Source organism: Sorangiineae bacterium MSr11954, assembly GCA_037157815.1.
Classification (GTDB): Bacteria; Myxococcota_A; Polyangia; order Polyangiales; family Polyangiaceae; genus Pendulispora; species Pendulispora albinea.
Genome location: CP089984.1, coordinates 8,605,082 through 8,624,097, shown reverse-complemented (window position 1 = coordinate 8,624,097; position 19,016 = coordinate 8,605,082). Strand labels below are relative to the sequence as shown.

Annotated in this window: 18 protein-coding genes and 1 pseudogene; 11 read left to right on the top strand and 8 right to left on the bottom strand. The window is 66.4% G+C overall.

All coding sequences use genetic code 11. The annotated features are described in order from the left end of the window. Positions 1-205: 205 nt before the first annotated feature. Positions 206-1,201, top strand: coding sequence for an efflux RND transporter periplasmic adaptor subunit (locus LZC94_33525; protein ID WXB12758.1), 996 nt, complete (start codon positions 206-208; stop codon positions 1,199-1,201). 12 nt (positions 1,202-1,213) lie between these two features. Next, positions 1,214-4,378 (top strand): CusA/CzcA family heavy metal efflux RND transporter, encoded by a 3,165-nt coding sequence (locus LZC94_33520; protein WXB12757.1) that lies wholly within the window; start codon positions 1,214-1,216, stop codon positions 4,376-4,378. A 170-nt stretch (positions 4,379-4,548) separates the two neighbouring features. Here the strand turns inward: LZC94_33520 and LZC94_33515 are convergent, their stop codons facing one another. From LZC94_33515 to LZC94_33495, 5 genes are all read right to left on the bottom strand, one after another. After that, positions 4,549-4,809 (bottom strand): type II toxin-antitoxin system RelE/ParE family toxin, encoded by a 261-nt coding sequence (locus LZC94_33515; GenBank protein WXB12756.1) that lies wholly within the window; start codon positions 4,807-4,809, stop codon positions 4,549-4,551. Then, positions 4,810-5,034, bottom strand: coding sequence for a hypothetical protein (locus tag LZC94_33510; protein ID WXB12755.1), 225 nt, complete (start codon positions 5,032-5,034; stop codon positions 4,810-4,812). 66 nt (positions 5,035-5,100) lie between these two features. Beyond that, entirely contained in the window at positions 5,101-7,017 is a 1,917-nt protein-coding gene (locus LZC94_33505; GenBank protein ID WXB12754.1) for a dynamin family protein, read from the bottom strand. Then, positions 7,017-7,922, bottom strand: coding sequence for a M48 family metallopeptidase (locus LZC94_33500; protein ID WXB12753.1), 906 nt, complete (start codon positions 7,920-7,922; stop codon positions 7,017-7,019). Before LZC94_33500 ends, LZC94_33505 begins: the two co-directional genes overlap by 1 nt. Positions 7,923-8,016: 94 nt before the next feature. Further along, positions 8,017-8,481, bottom strand: coding sequence for a peroxiredoxin (locus tag LZC94_33495; GenBank protein ID WXB12752.1), 465 nt, complete (start codon positions 8,479-8,481; stop codon positions 8,017-8,019). Positions 8,482-8,528: 47 nt separating this feature from the next. On the opposite strand from LZC94_33495, the gene LZC94_33490 reads away from it, so the two are divergent. The 4 genes from LZC94_33490 (at position 8,529) to LZC94_33475 (ending at position 12,883) form a co-directional block, all read left to right on the top strand. Further along, positions 8,529-9,257: a gliding motility protein gene (locus tag LZC94_33490; protein WXB12751.1), complete on the top strand. Its 729-nt coding sequence runs from the start codon at positions 8,529-8,531 to the stop codon at positions 9,255-9,257. Next, a complete protein-coding gene (locus LZC94_33485) occupies positions 9,254-10,897 on the top strand; it encodes an ATP-binding protein (protein WXB12750.1) in 1,644 nt (547 codons plus the stop codon). Before LZC94_33490 ends, LZC94_33485 begins: the two co-directional genes overlap by 4 nt. A 248-nt stretch (positions 10,898-11,145) precedes the next feature. Continuing rightward, positions 11,146-12,048: a thiamine-phosphate kinase gene (gene thiL / locus LZC94_33480; protein WXB12749.1), complete on the top strand. Its 903-nt coding sequence runs from the start codon at positions 11,146-11,148 to the stop codon at positions 12,046-12,048. Positions 12,049-12,064: 16 nt separating this feature from the next. After that, positions 12,065-12,883, top strand: coding sequence for an MBL fold metallo-hydrolase (locus LZC94_33475; GenBank protein WXB12748.1), 819 nt, complete (start codon positions 12,065-12,067; stop codon positions 12,881-12,883). Between the two features lie 864 nt (positions 12,884-13,747). Here the strand turns inward: LZC94_33475 and LZC94_33470 are convergent. Beyond that, positions 13,748-13,876: pseudogene (locus LZC94_33470) on the bottom strand (energy transducer TonB). A gap of 157 nt (positions 13,877-14,033) precedes the next feature. Here LZC94_33470 and LZC94_33465 point away from each other — a divergent pair. The 5 genes from LZC94_33465 to LZC94_33445 all read left to right on the top strand — a co-directional run bounded on the left by LZC94_33465 (position 14,034) and on the right by LZC94_33445 (position 17,916). Next, on the top strand, positions 14,034-14,822 hold the full coding sequence (locus LZC94_33465; protein ID WXB12747.1) for an RNA polymerase sigma factor: 789 nt from the start codon (positions 14,034-14,036) through the stop codon (positions 14,820-14,822). Next, complete coding sequence (locus tag LZC94_33460; GenBank protein ID WXB12746.1) at positions 14,819-16,207, top strand: FecR domain-containing protein; 1,389 nt, start codon at positions 14,819-14,821, stop codon at positions 16,205-16,207. The genes LZC94_33465 and LZC94_33460 overlap by 4 nt, the downstream gene beginning before the upstream one ends. Then, positions 16,191-16,880 (top strand): hypothetical protein, encoded by a 690-nt coding sequence (locus LZC94_33455; GenBank protein WXB12745.1) that lies wholly within the window; start codon positions 16,191-16,193, stop codon positions 16,878-16,880. Before LZC94_33460 ends, LZC94_33455 begins: the two co-directional genes overlap by 17 nt. 111 nt (positions 16,881-16,991) lie before the next feature. Next, positions 16,992-17,675, top strand: coding sequence for an ATP-dependent Clp protease proteolytic subunit (locus LZC94_33450; protein WXB12744.1), 684 nt, complete (start codon positions 16,992-16,994; stop codon positions 17,673-17,675). Further along, positions 17,653-17,916, top strand: a complete 264-nt coding sequence (locus LZC94_33445) for a hypothetical protein (protein ID WXB12743.1) — start codon at positions 17,653-17,655, stop codon at positions 17,914-17,916. Before LZC94_33450 ends, LZC94_33445 begins: the two co-directional genes overlap by 23 nt. Before the next feature lie 209 nt (positions 17,917-18,125). Here LZC94_33445 and LZC94_33440 read toward each other — a convergent pair whose 3' ends face one another. Both LZC94_33440 and LZC94_33435 read right to left on the bottom strand, forming a co-directional pair. Continuing rightward, positions 18,126-18,593 carry a hypothetical protein gene (locus tag LZC94_33440; GenBank protein WXB12742.1) on the bottom strand — a complete coding sequence of 156 codons (468 nt, stop codon included), beginning with the start codon at positions 18,591-18,593 and terminating at the stop codon, positions 18,126-18,128. A 56-nt stretch (positions 18,594-18,649) separates the two neighbouring features. Further along, on the bottom strand, positions 18,650-18,877 hold the full coding sequence (locus LZC94_33435; protein WXB12741.1) for a hypothetical protein: 228 nt from the start codon (positions 18,875-18,877) through the stop codon (positions 18,650-18,652). Between the last annotated feature and the right edge of the window lie 139 nt (positions 18,878-19,016).

Sequence of the window (19,016 nt, the reverse complement as noted above, 5' to 3'; positions counted from 1 at the left end):
AGCGCGGGAAAGCTCGCCTTGCGCGCCCGTTCCCGTGCACGCCCTCGTCATGAATCCACTCCGAAGTCGACCCGCGGTGCCTACCGCTCGCATAGCAGCCATCTCGCTCCTTTTTTTCGCGCTGCTTTCGCTTCTGGCCGGCTGCCATAAGAAAAGCGAACCGCCCACCAAACGGACCCACGAGCGTCGCCCCGATCGCTCGCTGGTGCTGTCCGCCGAGAGCGCCGCGTACGTGCGGGTGGAGCCTGCCTCACAGGCGAGCCTGGAGCATTCGCGCTCGCTGGTCGCGCACGTCTCGTACGACGAGCGCCACGTGGCAAAAATGGGCCCTCCCGTGGCAGGCCGTGTGGCGAAGATCAACGTGGTGACCGGCGATGCCGTGACGGCTGGCACCGTGCTCCTCACCATTCACGCGCCCGACATCGCCAGCGCCCAAGCGCAGGTGACGCAAGCGCGATCGGCCAAGCTGCTGGCCGAAAAAGTCGCCGCCCGCGCGGCGCTCCTCGTGCGCGAGGGCGCGGCGGCCGAAGCGGAGAAGCAGCAAGCCGAGGCGGCGTTGGTGCAAGCGCAGACGGAAGAGCAGCGCGCGGTGGCGGCGCTCGCGGCGCTCGGCGGTGCGCATGGCACGAGCGACTACGCGCTGCGCTCGCCCATCGCGGGAACGGTGGTGGAGCGCAATGTCTCCGTCGGCACCGCGGTCTCGGCGGACCAAGACACCCCGCTGGTGACCGTGGCCGATCTCTCCAACGTGTGGGTGTTGGCCGACGTCTACGAGCGCGATCTTCCGCAGGTGCACATGGGCGACGGCGCCACCGTGCAGGTGCTCGCCTACCCGGATCGAAAGCTCGAGGGAACCATCACGCACATCGGCGAGGTGGTCGATCCGCAGACCCGCTCCGCCCGCGCGCGCATCGAGCTGGCGAACCTCGATCGCTCCCTACGCCCCGGCATGTTCGCGCGGGTGGAGGTGCACGGCACCACCGCCGCCGCGGCCGAGGTGCCCACCAGCGCCTTGCTCGCGCGCCGCGATCAGTTCTTCGTCTTCCTGCACGGCCCCGACGGCGCCTACCGCGAGCGCGAGGTGAAGATCGGCGAGCAGCACGGCGAGCACACCCTCATCCTCACGGGCATCGCCCCCGGCGACAAGGTCGTGACCGAGGGGGCCATCCTGCTCGACGCCGAGAGCAATGAGGCGCTTTAGCCCGGAGCGCCCATGATCGAACGCATCGTCGAATTTGCGCTGCGCCAGCGCGCCGTGATCGTCGTCACGGCCGGGATCCTCGTGGTTCTGGGGCTCTTCGCCTTTCAGCGCCTGCCCATCGAAGCCTACCCCGACGTGGCCGACACCTGGGTCCAAGTGATCACCCAATGGCCGGGCCACGCGGCCGAGGAGGTGGAGCGCCAGATCACCATCCCCGCCGAGCGCGTGATGAACGGCGTGCCCAAGCAGGTCGCCGTTCGCTCCACGTCCATCGCGGGCCTCAGCGTCATCACCTTGATCTTCGCCGACGGCACCGACAGCTACTTCGCCCGGCAGCAGGTCACCGAGAGGCTCAATCAAGCCGAGCTCCCGAACGGCGTCAGCCCCGCGCTCGGGCCGCTCGCCAGCCCGGTGGGCGAAATCCTTCGCTACCGCCTCGTCAACTGCAAGACCACGCGCACCCCCGAGTGCACCGACGAGGACGCGCGCATGGAGCCCAAGCCGCTCCTCGAGCTCAAGGATCTCGAAGAGTGGGTGCTCGAGCGCGAGCTCTTGGCCACCCCCGGCGTGGCCGACGTGGTGAGCTTCGGCGGCACCGTGAAGCAATACCAAGTGCTGGTCGATCCCACCCAGCTCGCCGCCCGCAACTGCACCTTGGACGACGTGGAGAAGGCGCTGGTCGCCGCCAATGGCAACGCGGGCGGCGGCGTGGTGCGCTTCGGCGCCGCGGGGCTCAATGTGCGCGGCATCGGCCTGCTCACGCCGGACCAAATCGGCGACGTCTCCATCGCCGTGCGCGACGGCACCCCCGTGCGCATCCGCCACGTGGCCACCGTGCAGGTGGGCCACCAGTCGCGCCTCGGCCGCGTCTCCGTGAACGCCGACACCGACGTGGTCTCCGCCACGGTCTTGATGCGCAAAGGCGAGCAAGCCGACACGGTGCTGGACGCCCTCCACGTGCGCATCGACGACATCAACCGCCGCATCCTGCCGCGCGGCGTGAAACTGAGCCCGCACAACGACCGCACGGAGCTGATGAACCTCACGACCCACACGGTCATGAAGAACCTGCTCGAAGGCATCGGCCTGGTCACCGTGGTGCTCTTTCTTTTCCTGGGGAACACGCGCGCCGCGCTCATCGTGGCCGTCACCATCCCGCTGTCGCTCCTCATCGCGTTCATCTTGATGGACTGCGCCAAGATCCCCGCCAACCTGCTCTCCATCGGCGCGGTGGATTTCGGGATGATCGTCGACGGCTCCATCGTGGTGGTCGAAAATGTCTTCCGCCAGCTGGCCGAAAAACAGGAGCGCGGCGAGCCCTACACCCTCACGGACTTGGTGCGCGCCGCGAGCCGCGAGGTGGCGCGGCCGGTGGTCTTCGCCATCGCCATCATCGTCACCGCCTACCTGCCCATCTTCACCCTGGAGCGGGTGGAGGGAAAGCTCTTCAGCCCCATGGCGTGGACCGTGGCCTTTGCGCTCGGCGGCGCGTTGCTTTTGGCCATCACGGTCGTCCCCGTGCTCACCACGATCCTCTTCACCAAGAGGGTCAAGGAGTTCCACAACCCCTTGCTGTCGCTGGTGCGCCGCGTGTACCTCCCGGCCCTCGGCCGCGCCCTCGCGCGCCCCCGCATCGCCTTGGTGATCGCCACCGTCCTCCTCGCCGGCGACGCGCTGATGGCCCACGCCATCGGCACCGAGTTCCTCCCGCACCTGGACGAGGGCTCGATCTGGATGCGCGCCTCCATGCCGGCGAACATCTCGCTCGAGGAGGCGGAGGCGCTGGTCGATGGCGTGCACACGCCCGCGCGCGACATGCCGGGGATGCGCGAAATCCTCGCGCGCTACCCGGAGATCCGCACCACCAGCGCCCAGGTCGGGAGGCCCGACGACGGCACCGATCCCACCGGCTTCTACAACGCCGAGTTCCTCCTCGTCTTGCAAGACCGCAAGACCTGGCGCCCCGAGCTCCACGGGAACAAGGACGAGCTCATCGCCGCCATCAACCGCGATCTGTCGGTCATCCCCGGCGTGACCTTCGGCTTCTCGCAGCCCATCTCCGACAACATCGAAGAGGCCATCACCGGGGTCAAAGGGCAACTTGCGATCAAAATCGTCGGCGACGATCTCAACGCCCTGGACGACATCGCCGACCGCATGGCCCGCGCCATTCAATCCGTCCCCGGCGTGGTCGACTTGGGCGTCCTGCGCGAGCTCGGCCAATCCAATGTGCACGTCGCCATCGTCCGCGAGCGCGCCGAGCGCTATGGCATGACCGTCGACGACGTCGAGAGCGCGGTTGAAAAGGGCATCGGCGGCCACACCGTCGGCGACATCATCGAGGGCGAGCGCCGCCACGATCTGGTCATCCGCTACCGCGCCGACATGCGGAGCAGCGTCGACGCCATCCGTCAGCTCCTGATCCCCGTCGCCGGCGGCAACCTCGTCCCCTTGTCCCAAGTCGCCGACGTATCCATCCTCGCCGGCGCCTCCCGCATCTACCGCGAATCCAACCGTCGCTACATCGCCATCAAATTCGGCGTACGCGGCCGCGATCTCGGCGGCACCGTCAGCGAAGCCCAGTCGCGCGTCGCCCGCGAGGTGCACCTTCCTCCCGGCTACACCGCCACCTGGGGCGGCGAGTTCGAGAGCGCCCGGCGCGCGGGCCATCGCCTGGCCATCGTGATCCCCCTCACCGTGCTGGCGGTCTTCATCCTGCTCTTCGCCATGTTCCGCCGTCCGCGCGAGGCGCTCATCATCCTCGTCAACGTGCTTTTGACGTCACCCTGCGGCGGCATGGCGGCCCTCCTCGTCACCGGCACCAACTTCTCCGTCTCCTCCGGCGTCGGCTTCCTCGCCCTCTTCGGCGTCTCCGTTCAAACCGGCGTCATCCTCGTCTCGTACATTCAGGAGCAGCGCGCGGAGGGCATGCCCCTCGACACCGCCATCGAGCGCGCCGCCGATTTGCGGTTGCGGCCCATCATGATGACGGCGCTGGTCGCGACCCTCGGTCTGATCCCCGCCGCCATCAGCACCGGCATCGGCTCCGACTCGCAAAAGCCGTTGGCCATCGTGGTCGTGGGCGGCCTCTTCTCCTCCCTGACCTTGTCGCTGTTCATGCTGCCGCTGCTGTACAAGCTGTTCGCACCCAAGGCGGAGCGTCCGGCGGGTGCTTGAATCCCATCCTACGAGGGCTCCAACACATGGAAGTCGAGAGGATGCCCCCACTCGCCGCGCGCCGAGGAGTAAAATCGTCCGCGACTGCGCGCGTGCGAAGCTCATGATGACGCCCGCGCCGGCCGCGATTTCCGGTCGTTCGAGTCAAGGCCGCATCGGCTTGACGCCGATTATTCAGAGGTCTCGAACACGTCCAAAACGATGATGACCACGCGTCGTTCGCGGATCTCGTAGCCGATGAAATACGTGGCGGCATCCACGTGCGCGTGCACGTAGAAGACATTCGCGGTGTTACGTCGCCGTCGCGACCCTTTGGGCCTCGGGTTGTCACATAACGTTTCGATCGACGTCAGAAGGCGACGGCCCGTCTCGTCCGGTAAGGATTGCAGGTACTTTGCCGCGCGCGTCGTGTACTCGAGCGACCACGGCATTCACATGCCTAGCATCCGCCGGACTTCAGCGCTCGAGAGTGTCTTTTCTCCGGCCGCTTCCCGCTCGTGCCAGTCGCGCACCGCCTCGTCGAGCTTCATCAACGCTACGATATGAGCGACCGTTCCCATGACACGTTCGTCATCGGACAGATCGGCGTCGCTTTCCTCGATGCGCTCCGCAAGCCAACGCAGTGCGCTCGCTTGCGTTCTCCGATCGTGCGTCATGGTCGGAATTTTAGCAGATCTGCCCGATGCCGCCACGTTCCTGCCCCTCCGGAACGCTAGCCCCTGTTACCCCGTGCCGTCGAGCGACGGATCCGCCACGCGAACACGGTCGCCATTTCCTGCCGGCGCCGCCGGTGAGGGAGCCGACGGCTTCCACAACTCCGCGCGCAGCCCCAAGATGCGGCTCTCCGCGCTGTCGAGCTGCTTGTTCTGCTCCTCCACGTCTTTTTTGCTCGCCGCTTCGTCTTTGAGGCCGCTCTTGCGGGCTTCCTCGGTCGACTTGAGCACCTCGAGCACCTCGCGATGCAGCTCTTCGCCGGCGGTGACGACCCAGGTGTCGAGCTTTTGGGCGAAGTCGTCGACCATTTCGTCGATTTTGGGGCCAACTTTGGCGGCGGCCAGGCGCAGCACTTCGGGGGCTTGTTCGAGCGCCTTTTTGCGGTATTCGCCTTCGAATTTGCCACGCAGCGCCAATGCCAGAATCGGTGCGGCGAGGGCCAAGAGGCCGCCGAGGAGCACGTTGGCGAACATGACGCCGATGCCCACGGTGAAGAGGGCGGCGATGCCCATGTCGTAGCGGAAGGTGTCGACTTGGACGTCGAGCTTCTTCACCTCTCCGGTGCCCAAGGTCTCGGCAATGCGCTTGGCGCTCTCGTGGGCGTCTTCCTTGACCAGCGCGACGGTCTTTTCGGCCAACGCCTCCAGCGCGGTGGCGATTTCCTTGGTCTCGGCCTCGGCCCACCTTTGGAAGGTGTCCGAGAGGAAGGAGGGCAGGTACTGCTTCAGATCTTCGCCCTTGGCGTTGTCGACGATGTTGGGGAGCTGGCGGATCAGATCGTCCACGAAGCGCTCGAGATCTTTGCGCGCCGAGGCCTTGATGCCCGCCACGTCTTCTTTGATCTGCACGCGCCGCTGCTCGATGGTGCCCGCCTGCCCCGCGAGATCTTTGGTCAAGGTCTCGATGCGGCGCGCCAAGTCTTCGCTCTTCATGGCGAGGGCCCGCGCCCGCGCATCGATGCCCTTTTGGAGCAGCCGCACCACGTTCAGCCCTTCGCCGAGCGCGTTGTCGAGCAGGATGCGGCCGCGCTCCTCCGCCAGGAAGCGGGTGAGGTGCGTGATGAGCTCGGGCATGCCGCTCGGGTCTTCGCCCGCTGCGGAGGTGCCCTGTTCGGAGCGCGCCAGCGATTCTTCGGCGCTCACCGGGAAGACCACCGGCTCCTTGATCAACTTGGCCAGCTGCTGCTTCGCATACTCCAGCGCCTCCGCCCGCTCCTCGTGGTTCAAGAGGTCCCACTTGGTGATGACGAAGACGATCTTGTCGCGCGACGCCTTGAGCAGCTTGTCCTCCAGGAAGACGCGCTCGCTCTCTTTCAAGATCTGTCCCGCGTCCAGCAGGAAGAGCACCGCGTCGGCCCGCGGGATGTAGCTGTACGTGATGTCCGCGCGCTGAAGCGAGAGATCGTTCACGCCTGGGGTGTCGACCAAGAGGATGCGCTCCTTGAGCAGCGGGGCCGGATAGCCCACCTCCAGAAAGTCGACTTCATCCGGGCGCGCATCGCCTCCGACCGAGAAGCGACGGACTTGCTCGAAGGGAATGGACTCGCGCCGGCCGTCGGCGAAGACCACGGTGGCCTCGGGCGTTTCGGCGTAGCGGAGGTGGTGGATGGCGGCGGTGGTGGGGGTCACGCCCACGGGGAGGGCCGAGTGGTTCAGCAGCGCGTTCACGAAGGTGGACTTGCCGTGATTGAACTCGCCCACCACCACCAGGTGAAACCGATCCTCCGTCAGCTTGCGCACCAGATCGCGCCCGATGCGCTCTTTGAGGCTCTTGGCTCCCAGGTTCTGCGCCACATGACTCAGCTCTTCGAGGGCGCGGGTGACCGCATTTTGACGCTCTTGGAATTGAACGAGGCTCGCCTCGGGCGATGTCTGATTCGAGGCCAAACCATGAACCGTGGCATCCGCGTCCACCGGGGTCGTCATCAAGCGTCTCCTTTGAGTAGGGCAAGGACGCGGTCGTCGACTTCCTTCATCGAGATGCCGCCCTCACCGAGACTCGCTGCCTTTCGGTAAAGCTCGCTCTCCGCGAATGTTCGCATGGCAAGCACGCGCTTGGGGAGCCAGGGGTGTGTGGCAAACACTTCCATGTAGCGCCCCACGTCGTTCTTTCCTTCCTCGTATTGCTCGAGGAAGGCGTCCAGGTTGAACTCCTCGTAGAGCTTCTTGGAGCCCAGGGCGAGCTTGGTGAGCGCCCGCGCGGCCACCACGTCGCTCTTGCCGCAGAGCATCCCCGCGCGATCGCTCGTGATCTCGGCGCGGCGGGACCAGGCGCGGAGCGCGATGAGGGCCGGCTCCAGCGCCCACCCCACCACCCGCAGCAAGGTGCCGGCCGCATGGGTCAGGTAGTGAAGGGCCGTGAGGTAGACGACGTGCTGGTTGTGAATGTGCCCGCACTCGTGGCCGATGACCGTGAGCAGCTCTTCGTCCGAGTAGTGATCGATGAGCGCCGAGTGCACCATGATGAACGCGTCCTCGTTCGTGCCGTAGGTGGCCGCGTTGAGGACGGGGCTGTTCACGATGTAGACCTCGGGCGCCGGGATGTGCAGCGTCTCCGCGCATCGGTCGACCAGCTTGCGGATGCGCGGGAACTGCTTCTCCGACACCTTGACGGCGTTGCCCAGGAGCTGCCCCTTGCCGACCTGCTTGAACACGCGCACGGTGCTCTGCACCGCGAGCTCCACCGCCTTCATCCGCTCGAAGGCGGCGCGCGTTTGACGATCGGAGATGTAGGCGTATTCATGTCCGGTCGTCTCCGGCCCCCCGCCCGCGCGCTCCGTTCTCTTTTTGTCGACGTAGGCCTGGAAATCGAGCTCGGGTAATTGGGCCATGAGAAGAGGTTAACCTTTCGCGGGGCGAACACAATGCGGGGAGAGCCGGACAGTAGCGAAGGTAGGCGGCGGGAGAGTCGGCGGCGCCGGTTCGCTATTTCAGTTCTTTGATGGCGTCGAGCACGGCTTCGGCGTGACCATCCACCTTTACGTTGGGGAAGACGCGAACGATCTTTCCTTTGCCATCGATGATGAAGGTGCTGCGAATGGTCCCCATCACCTTCTTGCCGTACATGTTTTTTTCGCCGTACGCGCCATAAGCCTTCTGGACGACCAGATCCGGATCGCTCAGCAATGGAAAGCTCAGCCCGTATTTTTCGCGGAAGGATGCGTGGCTCTTCAACGAGTCCTTGGAAACCCCGACCACCGCGGCGCCAGCCTTGGTGAACGCTTTGGACGCGGCGGCGAAGGCTTGTGCCTCGCGCGTGCAGCCAGGGGTGTTATCCTTTGGGTAGAAATACAGAACGAGGATCTGTCCCTTGAAGTCCTTCAGCTCGAAGGACTTGCCGAGATCGCTCTCGAGCTTGAAACTGGGTGCTTTGTCGCCTGCTTCGAGCATGTCTTTCCCGCGCCTTTCATCCGCCTCGCTGTTAGGATAACCGCTCCGTGCAGCTCAATTTCGCCGCCCGCGAGGTCTCCATCAAACTCGTCTACTACGGTCCCGCTCTCAGTGGGAAGACGACGAACCTCCGTGCGCTGCACGGGCTGACCAGCGTCGAGAGCCGCGGGCGGCTCATGACCTTGGAAACGCGCGACGACCGGACCCTCTTCTTCGACATGCTCCCGCTCGTCTTTCATACGTCGGCCGGGCTCCGTCTGCGGGTCAAGGTGTTTACGGTGCCGGGGCAGGTGATTCACGGCTCCACGCGGCGGTTGGTGCTCCAGGGGGCCGATGGCGTGGCGTTCATTGCGGATTCTCAGCTCACCGAAACGGAGAACAACGCGGCTTCATTCCTCGATCTGCGCGCCAACATGAAGGACCTCGGGGTGCGCCTTCGGGAGACACCGCTGGTCATCCAGTTCAACAAGCGCGATCTGGGGAGCATCCGCTCGGACGACGAGCTCGAGGAGCTGGCGCGTCGAGGGCGTGAACCGGTCTTCAAGGCGTCCGCCGTCCAGGGCGATGGGGTGCTCGAGTCGTTCTTTGGGCTCCTCAGTCTGACCTGGTCCAAGCTCGACTCGGAGCATCAGCTGGCGCGCACCCTGGGCATCGACGCGAGCGAGTTTCTCCCGCGCGCGGCCAAGCAGCTTGGATACGCGGGAAATGTGCAGTCGCTCCTGTCGACCTGCGTGGGCGGCTCGCTCGATTTTCCACGCTCGGAGCCGCGCCCATGAGCCTGCCGGGGGACCGTAGCTCGCCGCGCCCGACCTTCAACGCCGAGGACACGCTCGGGTCGGAGATGGAGGACGCCCCGCCCACCTCGCGCGATCCGCTGCTGCCGCTCGGGTCGACCCCCGATGTGAGCTCGGCGGCCGCGGAGCCCGTTCACGTGATCGGGCTCGATACGACCCCGGAGCCGGGTTCCATCACCTTGGCGGGGCAAGCCGGCAAGGCGAGCCCCGTCGGGCAAGTCAGCCCGGTCAGCCAGGTGACGCGCGGCAGCGACAGCGGGGTGCACCTGGAGGAGCTGGTGGCACGCGAGAGCCTCTCGGAGCTTTGCGCCAGCTTTTTTGCGCTGTTCGGCATCCCCGTGCGCGTTTATTCGAGCGAAGGAGCGCTCTTGGCCGACGCTTCACGCGAGCACGAAATTTGTGCCTACATGGGATCGCTGCCGCGCGCTGGCGCGCTCTGTACGGCCACGGTGAGCGCGGCCAAGTCGCACGACCCCGAGCTCGAAGGCGCGGCCGACGTGACGCACGCCTGCTTCACCGGCAATGTCTACCGAATCCTGGGCATCGACTACGACGGCCGGCGCATCGGCCGCCTGATCCTGGGCCCGTACCTGCCCGCGGCCGTGACCGAGGTTCCGCCCTCGCTCCTCCACGCCGATCCGGACATCGTGCCGCTGCGCGCGCGCTCGCTCTTGAACAAGGTGCCGCGCGCGAAGGACGAGGCGGTCACGCGCATGGCGAACCATCTCAAGTGCGCGCTCGATCTGATCCTCTGGAGCGGGCACAAGGCGATGCTCACGAGCCAGATGCACCTCTCGAGCGTGCGTGAGAGCTACCGGGAGCTGGAGGAAAAGACGCGCCGGCTGCAGGAGGCGTACGACCGGTTGCGCGAGCTCGATCGGCTGAAATCGAGCTTCCTCGCCACGGTGAGCCACGAGCTGCGCACGCCGCTCACGAGCATCATCGGCTACAGCGAGATGCTGACCGAGGGCATCGCGGGGGAGCTCGCGGGCGAGCAAAAGGAGTTCGTTCTCACCATTCACGACAAGGGTGAGCAGCTCTTGGCGCTCATTACGAGCTTGCTCGATCTGTCGAAGCTGGAGAGCGGATCGCTCAACATTCAGCTGGTGCCCTCGTCGGTGCGCGGCCTGTTCGATGCGGTGGTCTCCACCTTGTCGCCGTCGGCGCGGCGCAAGTCGATCGAGCTGTCGATCGACGTCGATCCCGAGGTGCGCGAGCTGAAGGCCGACGCGGAGCGCCTTCGCCAAGTGTTCGTGAACCTGGTGGACAATGCGATCAAGTTCACACCGTCGGGCGGGAAGGTGCGGCTGTTTGCGCGCAACCTCGGCGTCGACTCCAGGGATCCCGACGTGACCGGTTTTGCCCTGCTTGCACCGGCCCAAATGCGGGTGGAGCTGCGGGTCACCGACACGGGCATCGGCATCCCGGCCACCGAGCGAGCGCGCGTGTTCGATGCTTTTTACCAGGTCGATTCCTCGTCGACGCGGGAGTACGGGGGCACCGGTTTGGGGCTCTCGATCGTCAAGCGCCTGGTGGATGCGCACGGGGGGACCATCCACATCGAGGACAACGTCCCACAAGGGACGGTGTTCGTAGTTCGGCTTCCGTCGGCCAATGGGTGAGGAGCTGGGCGCGACAAGGGTGAATGTCGGTGTGGCGCATCCGGCCTCCGAATGGCCCCTTCATGCGCCCCCGAATGGCACGAATGTTTCCTTGGAAATAGGGTAGTTAACCCTCCCGAGCTCGAAGGTGAGGGGTGGGCCCGTGCTACATGCACGGGATCCTCGTCTCAGGAGGAAACGGAAACGTGCGCTCTGGCGAATTTGCGACGATCTCAAGACTCAAGGAGCGGTTTCGTGCGGACGATGCGGTGGGGGTTCTCCTCGGCATCGGCGACGACGCCGCGGTGCTCGATCCGTCCTCCATGCGCGGGAACCTGGTGTGGACCATCGACGAACAGGTGGAACGCACGCACTTTCGCCGCGATCTGGCGGGCTGGATCGACATCGGCTGGCGCTCCTTCATGTCCGCCGCCAGCGATCTGGCCGCCATGGGCGCCGAGCCCTGGTGCGCCCTGAGCGCGCTCTCGCTGCCTGCCGACTTCGAGGACGAAGACTTGGACGCGCTCGCGCGAGGCCAGCACGCCGCGGCGCTTCGTTTGGGGACCGCGATCGTGGGGGGCAACTTGACCCGCGGCGAGGTGGTCACCGTCACGACGACGCTCTTGGGAACCGCCGAGCGCCCGGTGCTTCGCGACGCCGCGCGTCCTGGCGACGATATTTGGATCGCCGGGCGGCTCGGGCTGGCGGCGGCGGGGCTATTTGCGCTCGATCGCGGGCTCCACGATGAGCGGCTCGACGGCGTGAAGGAGGCGTGGCTTCGTCCTTGGGCGCGCATCGGTGAGGGGCGCCATGCGGCCAAGTTTGCGCACGCGCTGGTGGATGTGTCCGATGGGCTCGCGCAGGACGTGGGGCATGTGGGCGAGGCCAGCGGCGTCCGGGCGCTCTTCGACGAGAATCTGCTGCGCGATCATGCGCATCGCACGGGGCTCGAGTCCATCGCGGAGCTCTTGGTGCTGGACCCGCTGGAGCTGATGTTGACGGGCGGCGAAGATTACGCGCTGATCGCAGCCAGTGATGTCCCGCTCGAGGGGTTTTGGCGCGCGGGTACCTTCGTGGAAGGGCAGGGGGTTGCGTTGAAGCGAGCGACCGGACGAGAGCGGGAGCTCTTCGAGCTTGGGTACGATCACTTCCGCGCTCGTCTCGAGCCGTAGGGCGTACTCTGGGCGCATGTACGCTCGCTCCTGTGCTTTGGCTGCTGCCGCGGTCCTCGCGGTTTTCGTGACGGGGTGTTCGAAGGATCGGGCGTCTCCGGCTCCGGCGGTGTCGTCGTCGCCGCCGGTGGCGTCATCGGGGCAGGCGTCGGGGCGAAGAACGGATACGTTTGCGACGTCCAAGGGCGAGTTGGGGGTGACGCCGATCCGCCATGGGTCTCTGCTGTTCGAGTATGGGGGAAAGACGATTTACGTCGATCCGTCGATTGATGAAGATGCGGTGGTCGACGCGCGTTTGCGAACGCTGCCGAAGGCGGATTATCTTTTCATGACGGATATTCACCCGGACCATCTCGATCCGCACGCGATATCGTTGGTGAAGAAGGATGGCACGGTGCTGGTCGGTCCGCCGGCCGTGGGGGAGAAGACGTCGCTCTCGGTGACGTTGAAGAACGGTGAGAGCAAGGACTTCGGCGCGTTTTCGGCGGCGGCGGTGCCCATGTACAATCGGACGCGCGGCCCCGGGCCCGGGCAGCTCTTTCACGACAAGGGCCGCGGCAATGGGTACATTTTTACGTTTGGCGATAAGCGCGTGTACGTCTCGGGCGATACGGAGTGCACGCCGGAGATGCGGGCGCTCGCCAACATCGACGTGGCGTTCGTGTGCATGAACCTACCGTATACGATGCCTCCGGCGGAGGCCGCGGAGTGCGTCAAGGCGTTCAAGCCGAAAGTGGTATTTCCGTACCATTACCGCGATTCGAATTTGTCTGAATTCGAGGAGCCGGTTCGCGCGGCCGGGGCGAGCGAAGTTCGTATTCGGTCGTGGTATTGAGGGAACCTCCGAGACGCGCTGCGCCCGATGGCGGATCCCATCATCATTCTGCTCCTCGTCGCCTCCCCCGGCACCGGTGCGTCCGGCGCTGGTGACAACGTCACCTCGGCGATGAGCGCTTCGGCGCGCGATGCGCTGGGGCCCTCTGCGCACGTGCTCGTGGAGAATCGGAGCGATTTGCCTTCCGATGAAGAGGCGCTCGCATTGGCGCAGAAGGCGCACGCGACCGCCGTCGTCGAGCTGCGCTGGGGGGATGCTTCGGGCGCAAAAGGCGGGACGCGCATTCAGATGCACGCGCACGTGCCGGGGCCGGGCGCGGGCCGCGGCGCGTGGGTTGATCGAACGATTACGTTCGCCAATGTGGATGATCCGGCGGAGCGGGGGCGGACGGTGGGGCTCGTCGTGGCGTCGATGATGCCGCTCGCGTGGCGGGTGCGGGGTTTGGCGCCGGCGGATGGGGGCGCATCGGTGCGGGGGCGGCCGGGGGTTGGTGCGGGGTCGGCGTCGAGTGCTGGGTCCGGGTCGAGTGCGAGGTCGGGGTCGAGCGCCGGGTCGGGTGCGGGACTACGGGCTGGGGATGAGGGCGAGGGTGGGGCGGCGGCGAGATTGCGGTGGGCGGTGGATTTTGCGGGGCTTGTGGCGGTGGGGGGACGGGCGCGGCGTGGGGTGGGCATGGGGGTGTGCGTGTGGCGCTGGCGCATGGGGTTGCGCTGGAGGCGGTGGGGGGTGTGCGGTGGGGAACGGTGTCGGACGCGGGGGCGGATTTGCGGGTTGTGGGGGTTGGGGGAGGGGTGGTGGTGCCGCTCGTGCGCGATCCGTCGGGGCCGTGGGAGCGGTGGGGGGTGGCCGTTGCTGGGGATGCGTTGGCGCTGGGGCAATCGGTGCGGCGGGGCGATGCGACGGAGGCGCGGTGGATTCTTGGTGCGCAGGTGAGGGTGGAGGGGGCGTGGTTTTTCAGCGAGCGCGTGGGGGTCGTGGGGGCGGTGGCGGAGGAGATTGGATTTGGTGCGACCCGGGTGTTTGTGGGACCGGAGCGGGTGGCGACGCTCTCACCTTTCCAGACGGTGTTGCGGTTGGGGCTGCAGTTGCGATTTTAGAGGGCGGCGGGACGCGCGCCTGGTGACGAGCGGGTTGCGGTACATCGTTCGAGATGGCGCCCCCTCGATTGCGGCTGGTCCGCGAACAAGAGCCGGCGAGCTCCGCGGAGGATGCGGGGCGAAAGGGCGTGGCGCGGCCGGTGATGCCGCTCGATGACAGCGAGCTCATTGCCGCGGTGCGCGAAGGGGATCCGGGGGCGGCGGCGGCGTTTCATGATCGGGTGCGCGGCCGGATTGACGCGACATTGTACCGGTTGCTCGGCGGGCGCGACGTCGACCACGACGATCTTGCGCAGCTCAGTTTGATCGAGCTCGTTCAAACCATGGACCGATTCCGCGGTGATTGTTCGTTGAACTCGTGGGTCTCCACGGTGACCGCGCACATCGTTTACAAGCACATTCGCCGGCGCAAGACCGAGCGCCGCATCTTCGCGGCGTCGGAAGAATCCGAGAACGAAGCTTTCCGCGGCCCGAGCTCCCGTCGCGTGGTGATGGCGCGCGATCTGGTGGCGCGCGTTCGTCAGCATTTGAGCACCATCGATCCGGACAAAGCATGGACCTTTCTTCTTCACGACGCGTGCGGCTACGACCTGCGCGAAATCGCCAAAATCACCGGGGTCAGCGTGGCTGCCGCACAATCGCGCTTGGTCCGGGCGCGGCGCGATCTGCACGCGCAGATCGCGGCCGATCCCGAGCTGGCCGATCAACTGCAACAAAATGCTTCGAGCCGGCATCATTCGAATTCGCAGCACTCGCCCCCTTCGCAGCAATCGGAGCAAGCGGCGGACCTCCGGCTGCGCGCGGGCGCGGCTGAAACCTCGGGGACAAAGGAGAACCCATGAATCCGCGTCCACTCTATGCACGCCTGGCCGCCGAGGTCCTCGCGGAAGAAGGTCGCGATGAGGACGTGAGCCCCTCGCCGCCCGCGGACGCGGAGCGCGTCCGGGCGATCGCCACCGTGACCTCGGCCCTCGCGGCCCGCAGAGCGCGGCGCCGGCGTGCGCGCACGGCCCTGGTGGTCCTGTCGCTGGCGGCATCGGCGCTCCTCGTGTTCGGCGCGGTGCGCGCTCTCTCTCGGCCGGCCGCGGTGACCGCTTCGTCGGGCGGGATCCGGATCGATCCGATCGCGACGCCGCTGGTGGGCGATGTGCGCGTGCAAACTGGTGCGACCGTGCGATCCATCTCCGAGGGGACGCACCTCTCCGTGGGCGATCATGTGATCGCCGACAGCACCGCGCGTGCGAGCGTGACCTTGGTGACCGGAACGCGCCTGGCGCTGGAGGGCACCTCGGACCTTGCGATGACGCAGGCCGATCCGGCGCTGACGATCTTTACGCTGATGCACGGCGCCGTGCGCGCCGACGTCGCCAAGCTGCATCCGGGGGCGCGCTTTCTCGTTCGTACCACCGATCTCGAGGTGGAGGTGCGCGGCACCTCGTTCCGGGTCGCCGTCGTCCCGCCGGGCGCTGCGTGTAGCGGTGGCAGTACCATGCCGATCACGCGGGTGGAGGTGACCGAAGGGCTGGTGACCGTCCGCAATGGCAAGGAGGAAGTCGCGCTGCACCCGGGGCAATCGTGGCCCGCGGCCTGTCCGCCCGGCGTACCGGCAAGTGCCGCCGTACCGGCGAATGGCGTAGCTCCCGCAAATGGCGCTGCGCCGGCGAATGGCGCAGCGCCGGCAAGTGGCGCAGCGTCGGCAAGTGGCGCAGCGTCGGCAAATGGCGCAGCGTCGGCGAATGGCGTAGCTCCGGCAAACGGCGCCGCCCCGGCGAATGGCGCAGCGTCGGCGAGTATCGCAGCGTCGGCAAGTGTCGCAGCGCCGGCAAATGGCGCAGTGCGCGAGCGCGAAAAGGTCCGAAGTCCTTCGCCGCGCGCGGCCGCACCGGCGAGCTCGGTCGCATCGCCCACGTCGACCGCGCCGCGTGCGCCGGCCACCCCGGAGCCGCAGCGGGCCACCTCCGATTTGGCCGCGCAAAACGACCTTTTCGCCAAGGCGATGCGCGAGAAGCAAGGCGGCAGCGCCAATGTGGCGGTGGCGACGTTGGAGCGGTTCATGGCGACGTATCCGGCCAGCCCCTTGGCGGAGAACGCGCTCGCCGAACGGATGAAAATCCTGGCGACATCGGATCCGGCGCGCGCCCGAACCGCGGCGCGGGATTACCTGGCGCGCTATCCTCGCGGCTTTGCCCGGGGCGATGCGGAGAAGATCCTTGCGGCGGTCCCGTAGGGCGCTCATCGCCGGCGCGCTCGCCTGCGTCCTCGTGTGGGCGTGCACCGGCGATCTGCGCTTCGCGGGCGACGCAGGAACACCCTCCGGCGCCGACCGCGATGGCTCGAGCGACGATGGACAACGCCCTCATGACGCGGGCGCCGGCGGCGATGGCGGCGGCATCTTCGACGGTGGGCCCCCGCGATGCACCCTCGACGCGGAGTGCGGCCCGTTCGGCCTGCGTTGCGATCCCATCCTGCGCATCTGCGTGCAGTGCTCCACCGACGCACACTGCAGCGGCGACGCCGGGTGGCCCCGCTGCGATCCGGCTCTTCACCGCTGCGTCGTGTGCCAAACCAACTCCGACTGCCCGCCGACCATGACGTGCGAGCCCACGACCCGCCGCTGCGTCTTCAGCTGCGAGGGCGGCAGCGGATGCATCGACGGCCGCCGCTGCGACTCCTCCCGCGGCATGTGCATCTCGTGCACGCTCAAGAGCGAATGCTCCCTGCTCTCCTGCGAAACCGCCACAGGCTCGTGCACCGAGTGCGCCGGCGACAACGACTGCCCCTCCGCACGCCCCCACTGCGACCGCACCCGCGGCCTCTGCGCGCAATGCGTCACCCAACACGACTGCCCCCAAAGCTCCGTCTGCGACTACCGCTCGAACACCTGCGTCGTCGTCCCGTAACGTGTCTGGCGAATCGCCCGCGTACTCTTTCGGCTCAGACGAGTGGATGTCGTCGCGCCACGTTCAACGTTGATTCTTCCGGTTGAACGATGGGCATGCGACGCTCACCGCGTGAGCCGTGACCTACTCGAGGAGCTGTCCGAGCGGGCTGCACCCGTTTCGAAGGCAAGCAACGCAGACATCCTCGTCTATGCAGGAAAACTCTCTCGTGAACACGACGATGAGGTCATCGATCTCGTGCTGCAGCGCCGTCGGCGTGAGAACGTCGTTTTCTTCGTGACCACGTATGGCGGCGATCCAGACGCTGCGTATCGCATCGCTCGTACCCTGCGTCGTGCATACAAGCGCGTTATTGCCGTGGTGGCGGGCTTCTGTAAGAGTGCGGGGACGCTTCTCGTGCTAGGTGCAGACGAGTTGGTCATGTTCGATCACGCCGAGCTTGGCCCCCTCGATGTCCAGCTGTGGAAGGAAGATTCTCTTGGCGAGCGGAGCTCCGGATTGACTCCAACGCAGGCATTCCTCTCGCTCGATGCCCAGGTGCACCAAGCTCTCCAGTCCACCTTCTTGATGCTGAGGCTCGATTTGAGACTCTCGACCAAGACGGCGGGCGAACTCGCCACGCGCACGGTTGCGGGATTGTATGGTGGAATTTACGCGCAGTTTGACCCGCTCCGGCTTGGGGAAATTCAACGGGCGCAAGCCGTAGCCCTGCATTACGGGCGACGGCTGGTGGAGCAGCGACATCGCGACCCACGGAGCGATTCAGCGACTCGTGTCGGGCTATCCCTCGCATGAGTTCGTGATCGATCGGGAAGACGCCGCTACTTTGTTCCGTAGCGTGCGCGAGCCCACCATCGCCGAGCGAGCATTGGAAGATTTGTTGCGTGACGTAGCCCGAAAGCCGTTCGACGAATTGCCGAAGCCAGTTATCTTGTACCTCGATAGGGAGGTGGGCTCTGATGACCAACGAGAAGAAATTGCCGAGCGTTCCTCCCGTTCCGTCGATGCTGCAAGCGGCTCGTCAGCTTCGGCGTGAACAAGCGGATGACGCGCGAGCGCTCGTTAAATTGGCTCGGGAAAGCTCCGCGGTCGAGCGCGTACCCGATTCCATTCCGCTCATTCGTGGCAATCGGCTGGCCAATTAGAGCGCTCGCTCATGGTCGGGGCACGAGAAAGTCGTGACACCCGAGGAGCGCCAGCTCGTTGCGAGAAGCCGGCGCACCCTGTTCGTGATCGACTCTACCGCTAGAACCCCGAACAAATCGGCGGAAGCACCGCCTTGCCCTTGAGCAACTGCCGCAACCCTTCCAACTCGGGCGCCTGCGCACCCTTGGAGGGGCCGACCTGCGCCGCGACCGCATCACACTGGGCCGCGAAGGCGAGCAGCTCGGGCGAATTGCCCATGGCCTTCGCCTGGGCACGCATGGCGTTGCAGCACTGCTTGACGCGCGCTTGGCTCGTGGTCATGCCGCTGCCCGGCTTCTTGGGCGGGCCGGAGTCCACGCCGGCGTCGAAGCCTGCGTCGGCCTGATCGAGGGGGACGAGCTCGGCGGGGGGCGCCGTGGTGGCAGGGGCGGGGGGGGTTGGCGGGGCGGCATCGACTTCCACGACCGCCTCTTTCTTCTTCGGGCAGCCGAGGACGAGTGCGGACACGCCGAGCATGAACGACAGCGCTAAGAGGGAGCGGGAGGAGCGGAACGTGGAGCGAGTCATTCGAGGGAGCCTCCTTTGGCCGAGGACCCTACATGGTTCGACGCATTCCGTCGAGCTTACGGGATCCGACGCTGCTCGCCCTGTTCGCGATGCTCCGCTTGCGCTGCTAGATCCTGCGACGCCAAATGCAGCCGCACCCCCGATGACGCGAGGTCGGACGTGGTCGTCTCCTCGTCGGGAACTTGACCGCCGTAGTCGATCACCACGGGGTCGTTCTGAAACGAGAGCTGCCACTCGTCCCACTCCATGATGATCGGCTTCAACGGCGCGTTCGTGATCCGCACCGCCTCGGCGCGGGCCTCGCCTGCGGCGATTGCGTCGGCTCGTGGAGCTTGCGGAACCTGCGCTGCAACTTGCTCCGAAACTGGCCTCGACACGCGACGAGGTAACGGTGGAGGGCGATCCGACGAGTCGTTCGTGTCG

Bases quoted from the DNA above. Each gene is read 5' to 3' on its own strand.
- LZC94_33505 (WXB12754.1), bottom strand. From the start codon at position 7,017: ATGACGACCCCGGTGGACGCGGATGCCACGGTTCATGGTTTGGCCTCG.
- LZC94_33510 (WXB12755.1), bottom strand. From the start codon at position 5,034: ATGACGCACGATCGGAGAACGCAAGCGAGCGCACTGCGTTGGCTTGCG.
- LZC94_33520 (WXB12757.1), top strand. From the start codon at position 1,214: ATGATCGAACGCATCGTCGAATTTGCGCTGCGCCAGCGCGCCGTGATC.
- LZC94_33460 (WXB12746.1), top strand. From the start codon at position 14,819: ATGAATCCGCGTCCACTCTATGCACGCCTGGCCGCCGAGGTCCTCGCG.
- LZC94_33515 (WXB12756.1), bottom strand. From the start codon at position 4,809: ATGCCGTGGTCGCTCGAGTACACGACGCGCGCGGCAAAGTACCTGCAA.
- LZC94_33475 (WXB12748.1), top strand. From the start codon at position 12,065: ATGTACGCTCGCTCCTGTGCTTTGGCTGCTGCCGCGGTCCTCGCGGTT.
- LZC94_33500 (WXB12753.1), bottom strand. From the start codon at position 7,922: ATGGCCCAATTACCCGAGCTCGATTTCCAGGCCTACGTCGACAAAAAG.
- LZC94_33465 (WXB12747.1), top strand. From the start codon at position 14,034: ATGGCGCCCCCTCGATTGCGGCTGGTCCGCGAACAAGAGCCGGCGAGC.
- LZC94_33495 (WXB12752.1), bottom strand. From the start codon at position 8,481: ATGCTCGAAGCAGGCGACAAAGCACCCAGTTTCAAGCTCGAGAGCGAT.
- LZC94_33440 (WXB12742.1), bottom strand. From the start codon at position 18,593: ATGACTCGCTCCACGTTCCGCTCCTCCCGCTCCCTCTTAGCGCTGTCG.
- LZC94_33485 (WXB12750.1), top strand. From the start codon at position 9,254: ATGAGCCTGCCGGGGGACCGTAGCTCGCCGCGCCCGACCTTCAACGCC.